This window comes from Pseudomonas sp. RHF3.3-3 (genome assembly GCF_048069595.1).
In the GTDB taxonomy this organism is placed as follows: Bacteria; Pseudomonadota; Gammaproteobacteria; order Pseudomonadales; family Pseudomonadaceae; genus Aquipseudomonas; species Aquipseudomonas fuscovaginae_B.
In genome coordinates, this window is record NZ_CP182250.1 from 5,241,321 (window position 1) to 5,252,957 (window position 11,637).

General features: G+C 64.4%; 14 protein-coding genes. 5 read left to right on the forward strand and 9 right to left on the reverse strand.

Annotated features, from left to right (window positions below; translation table 11 throughout):
- Window positions 1-47 precede the first annotated feature (47 nt).
- Window positions 48-596, forward strand: a complete 549-nt coding sequence (locus ACMGT0_RS22730; RefSeq protein WP_416769887.1) for an adenine phosphoribosyltransferase — start codon at window positions 48-50, stop codon at window positions 594-596.
- A gap of 12 nt (window positions 597-608) precedes the next feature.
- On the opposite strand, the gene ACMGT0_RS22735 is transcribed toward ACMGT0_RS22730, so the two are convergent.
- From ACMGT0_RS22735 to moaB, 3 genes are all read right to left on the reverse strand, one after another.
- On the reverse strand, window positions 609-1,757 hold the full coding sequence (locus tag ACMGT0_RS22735; RefSeq protein ID WP_416769889.1) for an acyl-CoA dehydrogenase family protein: 1,149 nt from the start codon (window positions 1,755-1,757) through the stop codon (window positions 609-611).
- A gap of 190 nt (window positions 1,758-1,947) precedes the next feature.
- Window positions 1,948-3,135, reverse strand: coding sequence for a gephyrin-like molybdotransferase Glp (gene glp / locus ACMGT0_RS22740; RefSeq protein ID WP_416773540.1), 1,188 nt, complete (start codon window positions 3,133-3,135; stop codon window positions 1,948-1,950).
- Window positions 3,136-3,157: 22 nt separating this feature from the next.
- Window positions 3,158-3,697: a molybdenum cofactor biosynthesis protein B gene (moaB, locus tag ACMGT0_RS22745; protein ID WP_054058804.1), complete on the reverse strand. Its 540-nt coding sequence runs from the start codon at window positions 3,695-3,697 to the stop codon at window positions 3,158-3,160.
- A gap of 121 nt (window positions 3,698-3,818) precedes the next feature.
- On the opposite strand from moaB, the gene mobA reads away from it, so the two are divergent.
- The 3 genes from mobA (at window position 3,819) to ACMGT0_RS22760 (ending at window position 5,327) form a co-directional block, all read left to right on the forward strand.
- Window positions 3,819-4,436 carry a molybdenum cofactor guanylyltransferase MobA gene (gene mobA / locus ACMGT0_RS22750; RefSeq protein WP_416769891.1) on the forward strand — a complete coding sequence of 206 codons (618 nt, stop codon included), beginning with the start codon at window positions 3,819-3,821 and terminating at the stop codon, window positions 4,434-4,436.
- Window positions 4,437-4,482: 46 nt separating this feature from the next.
- On the forward strand, window positions 4,483-4,704 hold the full coding sequence (locus ACMGT0_RS22755) for a YgdI/YgdR family lipoprotein (RefSeq protein WP_054058806.1): 222 nt from the start codon (window positions 4,483-4,485) through the stop codon (window positions 4,702-4,704).
- A gap of 149 nt (window positions 4,705-4,853) precedes the next feature.
- Entirely contained in the window at window positions 4,854-5,327 is a 474-nt protein-coding gene (locus tag ACMGT0_RS22760) for a type II 3-dehydroquinate dehydratase (protein WP_054058807.1), read from the forward strand.
- Here the strand turns inward: ACMGT0_RS22760 and ACMGT0_RS22765 are convergent.
- From ACMGT0_RS22765 to ACMGT0_RS22790, 6 genes are all read right to left on the reverse strand, one after another.
- Entirely contained in the window at window positions 5,311-6,201 is an 891-nt protein-coding gene (locus ACMGT0_RS22765; RefSeq protein ID WP_416769894.1) for a pseudouridine synthase, read from the reverse strand. The two genes, ACMGT0_RS22760 and ACMGT0_RS22765, sit on opposite strands and share 17 nt — an antisense overlap.
- 81 nt (window positions 6,202-6,282) lie before the next feature.
- Window positions 6,283-6,618, reverse strand: coding sequence for a hypothetical protein (locus ACMGT0_RS22770; protein ID WP_054058809.1), 336 nt, complete (start codon window positions 6,616-6,618; stop codon window positions 6,283-6,285).
- Window positions 6,619-6,764: 146 nt separating this feature from the next.
- On the reverse strand, window positions 6,765-6,965 hold the full coding sequence (locus ACMGT0_RS22775; RefSeq protein ID WP_026145429.1) for a hypothetical protein: 201 nt from the start codon (window positions 6,963-6,965) through the stop codon (window positions 6,765-6,767).
- 135 nt (window positions 6,966-7,100) lie between these two features.
- Window positions 7,101-7,337, reverse strand: a complete 237-nt coding sequence (locus ACMGT0_RS22780) for a glutaredoxin family protein (protein ID WP_054058810.1) — start codon at window positions 7,335-7,337, stop codon at window positions 7,101-7,103.
- A 68-nt stretch (window positions 7,338-7,405) separates the two neighbouring features.
- Window positions 7,406-8,377, reverse strand: a complete 972-nt coding sequence (locus ACMGT0_RS22785; protein WP_054062895.1) for an acyltransferase family protein — start codon at window positions 8,375-8,377, stop codon at window positions 7,406-7,408.
- Between the two features lie 6 nt (window positions 8,378-8,383).
- Window positions 8,384-9,490 (reverse strand): acyltransferase family protein, encoded by a 1,107-nt coding sequence (locus ACMGT0_RS22790; RefSeq protein WP_273825472.1) that lies wholly within the window; start codon window positions 9,488-9,490, stop codon window positions 8,384-8,386.
- Window positions 9,491-9,678: 188 nt separating this feature from the next.
- Between ACMGT0_RS22790 and ACMGT0_RS22795 the strand changes: the two genes are divergently transcribed.
- Complete coding sequence (locus ACMGT0_RS22795) at window positions 9,679-11,634, forward strand: monovalent cation:proton antiporter family protein (protein WP_054058812.1); 1,956 nt, start codon at window positions 9,679-9,681, stop codon at window positions 11,632-11,634.
- Window positions 11,635-11,637 lie beyond the last annotated feature (3 nt).

The following is an 11,637-nucleotide window of genomic DNA, read 5'->3' on the forward strand; positions in this document are numbered from 1 at the left end:
GTCGCAGGTATACTGGGCACCTACCGCTCTCCAGGAAACCTGCGACGATGGCTTTCGACACCTTCGACATCAAATCCCTGATCCGCCCGGTTATCGATTTCCCGAAACCGGGCGTGATTTTCCGCGACATCACGCCACTGTTCCAGTCGCCACGGGCGGTCCGGCTGGTGGCCGACAGCTTCATCCACCGTTATGTCGAAGCCGACTTCAGCCACATCGGCGCGATGGACGCCCGCGGCTTCCTGATCGGCTCGATCATCGCCCACCAGTTGAACAAGCCGCTGATCCTGTTCCGCAAGCAGGGCAAGTTGCCAGCGGATATCCTGTCCGAGGGCTACCAGACCGAATACGGCGAGGCCTTCCTCGAAGTGCATGCCGACAGCCTGTGCGAAGGCGATTCGGTGCTGATCTTCGATGACCTGATCGCCACCGGCGGCACCCTGATCGCCGCCGCCAACCTGGTCCGGCGCATGGGTGCCAAGGTGTTCGAGGCCGCCGCGATCATCGACCTGCCGGAGCTGGGCGGCTCTCGGCGGCTGAACGACATGAACGTGCCGACCTACTGCCTGACCCAATTCTCTCTGGCGGAAAAGTAACGGCCGGTGGGCTCAGAGCCCCATCTGCTTGCCGATGATCTCGTTCATCACTTCGCGGGTACCGCCGCCGATGGAGAGGATGCGGTTGTCGCGGTACAACCGCTCCACCAGGCTCTCGCGCATATAGCCGAGGCCCCCGAGGATCTGCACCGCATCGTGGGTGATCCGTTCGGCGGTATCGGTGGCGAAGTTCTTCGCCATCGACACCTCCTTGACCACGCTCTGCCCTGCCGCCATCTTCGCCGCCTGGCGATAGGTGAATTCCCGTGATACCTCCAGGGCCGTCGCCATCTCGGCCAGGCGGTGCCGGATCACCTGGAACTTGCCGATGGGTTTGCCGAAGGCTTCGCGTGCTCGCGCCCATTTCAGGCTTTCCTCCAACGCCAGCTGGGCGGTCATGTTGGCCATGATCGCCAGGGCCAGGCGTTCGTTCTGGAAGTTGCCCATGATGCAGGCAAACCCCATGTTCTCGGCACCGATCAGGTTGCCCAGCGGTACCCGGCAATCGTCGAAGAACAGTTCGGCGGTATCCGACGCCCACCAGCCCATCTTCTTCAACGGCCGGCCGACGGTGAAACCCGGTGTGCCCTTCTCGACCAGCAACAGGCTGATACCACCAAAACCCGGCTCGCCGGTGCGTACCGCCACGGTGTAATAGTCGGCGCGCACGCCGCTGGTGATGAAGGTCTTGCTGCCGCTGACGCGGTAACAGTCACCATCGCGCACGGCACGGGTCTGCAGGTTGGCGACATCCGATCCGCCGCCCGGCTCGGTCACTGCCAGGGCACTGATCTTCTCGCCGGCCAGCACGGCCGGCACCACCCGCTCACGCACCTCCGGTCGCGCCCATTTGACGATGGGGGGCAGGCCGATATCCAGGGAGCCGAGGCCCGCCACCAGGCCGCCGGAGCCGCAGCGCATCAGTTCCTCGCTGGCCGCGACCTTGGCGAACAGATCGCCTTCATGGCTGCCGCCCAGCACCTCGGGATAACCGATACCGAGGATACCGGCGGCACCAGCCTTGAGGTAAAGCTCGCGGGGGAAGCCTTCGGCTTCTTCCCATTGCTCGATGTCCGGAAGAATTTCCCGCTCGACGAAACGCCTGACGCTGTCGCGTACCAGTTGATGGCCGGGATCGAAGTATTCCTGAAAGGCAGACATGGGCAAGCTCCCTGGGAAGACCCAGAGAACTTACCTAGCGCTTGCTTGGTTTTCAAGTCTCTTGCATGCGGTGATCTTGAGGATGCTTTCGCGGGCAAGCCACGCTCCTACAGGCCCGAGTCGTACGCAAGTCTGATGCCCGGCTTGGGCCTGTAGGAGCGTGGCTTGCCCGCGAAGCGCTTGGCGACTGTTAGCCGAGCACTTCACTCAGGGGAATGAAGTTCAGCCAATCGCCCTCCACCAGCGTGGTCCCCTCCAACACTTCCACCAGCCCTTCGGCCCACGCCGCACTGCGCAGGACACCGGAGCTCTGGTTGCGGTAGATGATCGCCCGGTCCTTCTCCAGCCGTGCACGCAGGTATTCGCGGCGATTGCCGGGCTTGGGCCAGGCGAACCCGGCCGGCACCCGCAAGCGCAACGGCTCGACCTCCTGCACGCCCTGGCGGCGCAGCAGGTAGGGGCGCGCCAGCAGCGCAAAGGTCACCAGGGTCGACGCCGGGTTACCCGGCAGGCCGATCACCGGCACCCCGCGAAAATGCCCGAAGGTCAGCGGCTTGCCCGGCTTGATCGCCAGTTTCCACAGGTCCAGTTCGCCGGCCTCGCGCAAGGCGATGCCGAGGAAGTCCGCTTCACCGACCGACACGCCGCCGGTGGACAGGATCAGGTCGACATCCCCCAGCTCCGCCAGGCGCTGGCGGGTGGCCGGCAGATCGTCTGGCAGGATTCCGGCATCGACCACGGTGCAACCCAGCCGCTTGAGCCAGCTGCAGAGCAGGACCCGGTTGCTGTTGTAGATCTGCCCTGGCCCCAGCGGCTGGCCCGGCTCGACCAGTTCATCACCGGTCGACAGCACCGCGACGCGCACCGGGCGGATCACCGCCAGTTCGGCACAGCCGAGTGAGGCCGCCAGCCCCTGCTCCACCGGCCCCAGGCGAGTGCCCGCCGACAAGACCCGTTCGCCGACCGTGGTTTCCTGGCCCTGGGGCCGGATGTTCTGCTGTGGCTTGAGCGGCTGGGTGAAACGTACCCGCTGATCGCCCTGCACCTCGGCGTTTTCCTGCATTTCCACGCAGTCGGCGCCGGCCGGCACCGGCGCGCCGGTGAAGATCCGTGCACAGGTGCCAGGCAGCAGCGGTTGCGGAGCCTGCCCGGCGAAAATCCGCTGGCTGACCGGCAACGGCTCGCCCTGCCAGTCGGCCAGGCGCAGCGCATAACCATCCATGGCACTGTTCGGCCAGGGCGGCAGATCGAGGCTGGAGACCAGGTCCTCGGCCAGCACCCGACCCTCGACAGCCGCCAGCGGCAGGCGCTCGACGTCGCGGATCGGCGCCGCCTCGGCCAGTTCGAGCAGCCGGGCCAAGGCGACTTCGACCGGCATCAGCGCACCGCTCTTGCCCGGCTTACCCGCGGGATTCACAAGGCGCCGCCTGTTTCAGGTGTGGAACGAAGTTGCAGGGGCGGTGACGCGAGTCCAGCTGTTCGGCGAGGATGCCGTCCCAGCCGGTGCGCACCGCGTTGGTCGAACCCGGCAGGCAGCAGACCAGCGTGCCGTTGGCCAGGCCGGCCAGGGCCCGCGACTGCACGGTGGAGGTGCCGATATCGGCCACGGAAATCTGCCGGAACAGTTCGCCGAAACCGTCGACCTGCTTGTCCAGCAGGCAGGTCACCGCCTCCGGGGTACTGTCACGGCCGGTGAAGCCGGTGCCGCCGGTGATCAGAACGACCTGGACCACCTCCTCGGCGATCCAGGTGGCGACCTGGGCACGGATCCGATACAGGTCATCCTTGAGCAGCACCCGCTCGGCCAGGTGGTGGCCGGCGGCAGTCAGGCGATCGACGAAGACCTGCCCGGAGGTGTCGGTTTCCAGGGTACGGGTATCACTGACAGTCAGGACCGCGATATTCAGCGGTACAAAAGGGGTATCAGCCTTGGCTTTCATAGGCTCGGTCCAATGTGATGGAAGAATGCGTTGTCGGAAAAACAGGCCGGTGTTATATCACAGCGTTGCCTGTTACAAGTGCGCTCCTTGAGTGGCACGACCATCGCCTTCGAGACCCGCCATGCCGCTGACCGACTTCTCCATCCTGCTCCTGGCCGGCGGCCGCGGCCAACGCATGGGCGGCCGGGACAAGGGCCTGCTGCCCTGGCGAGGCCAGCCATTGATCGCCCATCTGCATGCCACGGCGCGGCCACTGACCGACGACCTGATCATTTCCTGCAACCGTAACCAGGAACGCTATGCGGTCTATGCCGATCGCCTGGTCAGCGACGACAGCAGCGATTTCCCCGGGCCCCTGGCCGGGATTCGCTCCGGCCTGGCGGTGGCACGTCACCCGCATCTGCTGGTGCTGCCCTGCGATGTGCCACAGGTCGATCGGTCACTGCTGCAGAGCATGCTCGAGGTGGCCGGCGAGCACCCACAGCGGCCGCTGATGGTGCGCCAGGGCGAATACTGGGAACCGCTGTTCTGCGTGATCCCGGTGGCGCTGGCCGACGCCTTCGAACGCGCCTGGGCGGCAGGCGAGCGCAGCCCGCGACAGGTCATGCTGCCGTTGCAGGCACAGGCCCTGCAGTGCCCGGCAGGCGACACCAGGCTGGCCAACCTCAACACTCCGCAATTGCTTCAGCATTGCGACAGCAGGCTCGATGGACAGCCGCAAGGAACTTGCCGAAAATAATGGCGTCCTAGCAGTAATCCATCCGTATTTTTTCTGGAGAAGCACCATGACCCAACGGACCCTCGCCGCACTCATGCTGACTGTGGGCCTGGCCACCCTCGCCGGTTGCTCGACGCCGACGGTGATCACCCTGAACGACGGGCGTGAGATTCAGGCGGTGGACACTCCCAAGTACGATTCCGACTCGGGCTTCTACGAGTTCAAGCAACTGGACGGCAAGAACACCCGTATCAACAAGGACCAGGTGCGTACCGTCAAGGAGCTGTAAGCCCTTTCACGATCACCAGCAAAGCCCGCCGCGTGCGGGCTTTGTCGTTTCCGACGACCAGAAATCCGCTACCCGGCACGATCCGCCGCCCAAGCCTATTCTGTAGGTGTCCCCCCTATCGGGGCCAGCCAGCTTGCGGAAGACGAATCATGAAAGTGCTCATGCTCCATGGCATCAATCACGACCTGTTCGGCAAACGCGCACCGATCCGCCATGGCGGTATCACGCTCAGGCAGATCGATGCCCGTTTGCTGAAACTGGCCAGGGAGCTGGAAGTCGACATCACCAGCTACCAGACCAACCACGAAGGAGCGATGTGCGCACGGATCCAGCAGGCTGCCCGCGACCATGTGGACGCGGTGCTGATCAACCCCGGGGCCTGGACCCACAGCAGCTACGATATTCGCGATGCCCTGGCCGACCTGAGGGTGCCGGTGGTGGAACTGCACATGTCGAACATCCATGGGCGCGAGACCCTGCACCAGCCCTCGGTGCTGGCCGACGTGAGCATGGGGCAGATCTGCGGCTTCGGGGTCGACAGCTACCTGCTCGGCCTGCGGGCGGTGGTCAACGCGGCCCACGCCATGACGAGCCGGATGTTCAGGGCTACCAGTGCAGGGTGATTTCGCTCTGGAACCGACGCACCTGCCCCGTCACCGGATCGACGAAACGCAGCCCCTTGGCCAGCAGCTTGAGCGGGTTGGCGTAGTCGTCCTCGACGTCCTTGAGCACCTGTGGATAAAACGGGTCATTGCAGATCGCCGCGCCCAGGGCGGCCATGTGCACGCGCAACTGATGCTTCTTGCCGGTCACCGGGGACAGGGCGTAGCGCCACAGGTCACCGTTCTTTTCGGCGACCTCGATCAGCGTCTCGGTATTGCTGGCGCCCTCGCCTTCGCACATGCGGAAGAACGGCTCGCCATCGACCAGCCGGCTCTTGTGCACCCGCGGGAAGTCCAGCCCAGGCAGGGCCGGGGCGATCGCCTCGTAGAACTTGTCGATCTGCCGGGTCGGAAACAGCGACTGATAGGCCGAGCGTGTCGCGGGGTTCGCCGAAAACAGCACCAGCCCGGCGGTATGCCGATCGATGCGGTGAAGGGGCACCAGGTGAGGGTTGCCCAGACGGCGGATCAACCGGCGCAGCAAGGTCTGCTCGACGTACCCGCCGGCCGGGGTCACCGGCAGGAAATGTGGCTTGTCCGCCACCACCAGGTGCTCGTCGGCATACAGAATCGCCTCCGTGACCGGAATCGCTGCCTCGTTCGGCACCTCGCGAAAGTAATAGATCTTCAGCCCTTCGCGATAGGCCAGTTGTGCCGTGATCGGCACACCCTGGGCATCGAGCACCCGCCCGCGGGCGATCCGGTCGAGCCACTGCTCGCGACCGATGGCCGGGAAATGCCCGCACAGGCAGTCCAGCACGGTAGGCCAGCTACCCGGTGGCAAATACAGGGTGCTGGCCTGGTTTTCGGCGGCATTGAACAGTGAAGCGGACATGACGGGGGCTCGAACGGCGGGCTGGGCCGACATTATCCGGCAAGACCCCGCCGCCCCGTCAATCGATCGTGCCGGTTGGCCTCAACCGGCCGCCACCTGGCTCTTGAGCAGTGGCGAGCCACTGGCCGCCTCGGTGTAGTCCTTCAGCCAGCGCAGTACATCCACCGCTTCCCAGCGCCCCGGGTCGTAGAGCGCGTAGAGCAGCCCCTGGTAGCCCACCACATCCAGCTGGCGGTGATAACCCGCGCGCTGGAACAGTGCCTCGATTTCCGCGAAACAGGTGTTGAAATGCAGCTTGTTGAACGGTGTCTTGCCTTCCGTCACCAGCCCATCGAGTCGCAACTCCAGCACCGCCTCGCGCACCACATCGGCGGACATGCGATTGACGCTGGATTTCAATTGTTCGACATTGACCATGCTTTACCCTCTTGATCTTCCTGGTTTCATCCCCGGGTGCGCATGTCGTGGTGGACATCCTGTCACCAACACCGGGACAAAACTGTATGAATATACAGTAACTGAATTTTACGCAATTCGCCAACGGATTCCTGCCGCACGAGCGGTCATGACTCCCTGGGGTGGACCTTGCCATAGACGTTGCCGCCGATGAACGAGCCCACCGTACCGAGGATCACCATGGCATAGGTTGCGCCATCAATCTTTCCATACCATGTCAGGGTCGCGGTGCTCATACCAACCACCAACATCGCGAGAAACTTGCGTCCCCCCAGTTGGTTGACCAGCAACACTTGTCTCCCTTTCATTTCACTTCCTCCCTGCACCACGCATGCGTGCTGCGTCAAAACGTCATGCTTGGACGTAAGCACAGCCGTTTTCCAGGTGCAAGCCAGGGTAATCTGATGAAACAGAAGGGCCGGGAAAGGCTCTGGCAGGCGCGCTCAGCGCACGAAGGCCACGACCTGTTCGGCATCGAAGGGCCAGCCGAGTTCGGCACCGGTATCCACCCGGCGCAATACCGGAATCCGCAGGCCGTAGCGCTCGAACAGGGACTCGTCGTCGGCGATGTCCACCAGTTCCACCAGCAGGCCGTGCTCCACCAGCGGCATCAGCACCGCTTCGGCGACTTCGCAGAGGTGGCAACCCAAGGTGCCGAAGAGTTGGCATTCAGGCAGCATGGCGAGGGGTCCTGGGCAGGGGAAAACCTCATTCTAGGCCGCCCCCCCCGCCTGCGTCGAGCCGGCGCTCAGAGCACGAAGCGCAGCCGGCGGCTGAGCAGGATCAGCAGCGGCGCGGCGGCCAGCGCCAGCAGCAGCACGATGGCGGTCATCCCGTTTCCGTAGGGGATGCCCAGCGCCAATGCCCCATAGAGAAACAGCGGATGCACGTAGTAGAGCGCCGAGGACAGCTTGGCGTTGCGGCTGCTGGTGGAGGGGCGGAAAAACACGAAGGGCAGCAGGAACAGCGCCGGCGTGATCAGCGGCAATGACAGCAGGAAGTCGAAGTTCTGCCGGGCATCGGCCTGGTGCGAGTAGTTCAGCCAGGCTTCGCCGAACACCAGCAGCAGGCTGATCACCAGGGCCGTGCACACTTGCGCCCGGGTAACCCGCTCCGGCACCTGGTGCCGGGCCAATAGAAAGCCCAGCGCCATGAACGGGAAGCCCATGAACAGGAAATTGCGCGCGGTGTAGTCGTTCTGGTTGAAGTGCTGGAGAAAGGCGTTGGGCAGCTCGAAATAGACCCGGGCATATTGCAGCACCAGGCCGATCGTGAAGGCACCCAGCGCCAGGACCACCAGCAGCCCGGTCGGGCGTCCGCGCAGCAGGTACAGGATCAGGCCGCCGCCGAGCATGCCGAGCAGGTACCAGAGGTGGAAGTAGCCGATCACGAACTGCTTGACGATCCACAGCACCCCACCGACGCTGCCCAGTGCCTGGAGACTGACATAGGTCGGGCTGTAGACCAGCATCCAGAAGAGATACAGCAGCAGCCCGCGCCTGAACCAGACGGCGAACGAGTGGCCGGAATCCAGGGTTTTCCACAGGTAGTAGCCGTTGATCACGAAGAAGGTCGGCACCGCGACCCGGAACAGCCCGTTGCACAGCAGATAGCCCACCGCCGTGTAGTTGCCGCCCATGAAATGACAGTGCAACACCACCACGAACACCGCCAGCACAACCTTCAGCGCATCCAGGTTACCGTTGAGGACTTTGGACATCGGCACTCACCTGCTTTCCGGCAAGGAATCGGACGGCTTGCGCGACGAGGCGCGGCGAAACCGGCGGTTGCAGTAGCGGGTCGCCCGATCGAGCACCGGTTTCTCGAAAAACGAGTAGCCGACCCAGCCGTAGCACAACACCGCCGCCAGCATCAGCAGCAGGAACAGCAGGTTGTCCAGCAGGCTGCCTGGCCAGTTGCCGATCACCAGCCAGGTCCGACCGACCACGCCCAGCACCAGCAGATGCGACAGATAAATCGTGTAGGACATGTCACCGGTGAACACCAGGGGCGTCGGGATACGGATCAGCTGACGCCGTTCGAGCAGCACCAGCGACAGGGTCAGGGCACCGAACACCAGGCCCACCGAGAGCATCCGCAACAGCCCTTCCTGCTGGAACAACTGGTAGTGATAGATCAGCGGAAAGCCCAGCAGCAGGCTGGCCGCGAACAGCAGCCAGAGCGCCGGCGTCGGTACCCTTGCGCTGTGCGGCCCGTAGAAGAACAGCGCCAGGGCGCTGCCGACGATGAACTCCAGGGCATAGGGGTGCAGGATGATTTTCAGGGCCGGTCCATGGGCCTGCCAGGAACCGAGCAGGTTGAACACCAGCAGTGCCAGCGCCCAGGCCAGCAGCAGAGCTGGCAACCAGCGCTCGCGAAAGGCCAGCAGCCCGCTGAACACCAGGTAGAACCACAGCTCGAACACCAGTGACCAGGCCACCATCACCAGCAGCACGCGCTCGTTGGGCAGCAGCAGGAATGACATCAGCAGGTTGGAACCGCCGTGGGAGCTGTTGACCAGCGTCGGCGAGGCCAGATACACCGCCAGGGTGATGAAGAAATACAGCCAGTAGTTGGGGTAGATCCGCGACACGCGGTTGAACAGGAAGCGCTGGAACTGCGCCTTGTCCTGGAAGCGGCCACGGGTGACGATCACCATGACGAAACCGCTGATGACGAAGAACAGGTCGACGCCCAGCTGGAAGAAATCCACCAGCGCCGGCAGCAGAGTATCGCCGCCAGAGTACTTGAGCTCCACCGCCGCCATGTGAAACAGCACTACCCCAACCACTGCCGCCCCTCTAAGGCCCTGCAGCGAATACAGCCGCTCCATGCTTCTCTCCGTTGTCACGCCTGTGCTCCGGCATTCCGAGATTGAGCATAGCGAACCGTGCCGGATATGAGACATTGCCACCGGCGGATGATTTCCATCAACCCTGGTTTCGATCATCTGCGAGAAACTGACGGCTTTTTTCCGGTTACTTTTCCGGGCCATTTTTCCGAACCGTTGCGGAGATGCTTGTGTTTGCCAATCTGTTGATCATTCTCGCCTCGTCACTGGTGGTGATTGCGCTGTTCCGGCGCCTGCAGTTGCCACCGGTGCTGGGTTACCTGTGCGTCGGGCTGCTGGTGGGGCCGACCGCCTTCGACTGGGTCAACGACAACGAAGCGCTGCCGGACCTGGCCGAGCTGGGCGTGGTGTTCCTGCTGTTCTCCCTGGGCCTGGAGTTTTCCCTGTCGAAGATGCTCGCCCTGCGGCGTGTGGTCTTCGGCCTGGGCAGCCTGCAGGTGGTCTGCACCGGGGCGGTGCTGGGCGCGCTGCTGGCATTCTTCGGCATGCCGCTGGCGGCGGCGCTGATGCTCGGGACGGGGCTGGCCCTGTCCTCGACCGCCATCGTCAGCAAGGAGTTGACCAGCCTCGGGGAGATCTTCAGCAGCCATGGCCAGAACGCGATTGGCGTGCTGCTGTTCCAGGATGTCATCGCGGTCCTGCTGCTGACGCTGGTCCCGGTGTTCGCCGGCAGCAGCGACCAGGCCTGGTACTGGGCGCTGCCACTCACCCTGGGCAAGACCCTGGTGCTGTTCGTCGGCCTGCTGCTGGCCAGCCGCTGGCTGCTGCCACGGTTGTTCCATGAGGTCGCCGCCTCGCACTCGGCGGAACTGTTCGTACTGCTGGCCCTGGTGATCGTGCTGCTGACCGCCTGGCTGACCCACCTGCTGGGCCTGTCGCCCGCCCTGGGCGCTTTTCTCGCCGGCATGCTGCTGGGGGAAAGCCACTATCGCCATCAGATCGAGGCCGATATCCGCCCGTTTCGCGACATCCTGCTCGGCCTGTTCTTCGTCAGTATCGGCATGCTGATCGATCTGCAACTGTTCGCCCATCATGGCCTGCTGATCCTCGGCCTGACCCTGGCCCTGCTGCTGATCAAGGGCTCGGTGGTGGCGCTGCTGGTCAGGGGTCGCGGCAGCGATGCGGAAACCGCCTGGCGCAGCGGCCTGGCCCTGGCCCAGGGCGGCGAGTTCTGTTTCGCCCTGATGGCCCAGATGCAACAGAACCGGTTGATGCCCGCCGATATCAGCGGTCCGTTGCTGGCGGCGACCTTCTGCTCCATGGTCATGACCCCCTTGCTGCTGCGCGCCGCGCCACGGATCGCCGCCACGCTGCACCGCAAGCCGAACCAGGAAGCCCGCCTGGAGGAAATCAGTGCGCTGAACGCCGAATTGCACGGGCATGTGGTGATCTGCGGCTACGGCCGTGTCGGCCAGTCCATCGGCCGCTTCCTGCGCCGCGAGCAGCAACCCTTCGTCGCGCTCGACGACGATCCGGTACGGGTGAGCGAAGCCGCCGCCGGCGAAAGCTGCGTGCACTACGGCGACTCACGCCGTGGCGACCTGCTGAGCGCCGTGGGCCTGGAGCGGGCACGCCTGCTGGTGGTCGCGGTGGACAAGACCGATATCGCCATGCAGGTGCTCAGGGAGGCCCGCCGGCTCAGCGCCACGGTCCCGATCCTGGTCCGGACCCGCGATGACAGCCAGCTCACCGAGTTGAAAGAGGCGGGCGCCAGCGAGGTGGTGCCGGAGTTGCTGGAGTCGAGCCTGATGCTCGCCTCCCATGCACTGGTGATGCTCGGGGTCGAGGAGCAGCGGGTACGGGCCGGAATCAACGAAGTACGGCACAGTCGCTACAAGCTGCTGCGCGGTTTCTACCACGGGGCGCAGACCAACCTGCTGGGCAGCCAGGGCCAGCCCAGGGTGCTGATGCATGCGGTGAACCTCGGGGCCGACGCCCATGCCTGCGGCCGCTCGGTCAATGACCTGGCCCTTGAACAGCTGGGGGTCGAGATTCAGGGATTGCAGCGCGGCGGCAGCGAACTGGCAGTCGATGCCGATACCACGCTGCAGGCCGGCGACACCGTGCGGGTGTCCGGGCCGCTGGCAGCCATCGAGGCCTGCGAGGCCCGATTGCTGGGTGGGTAGAAT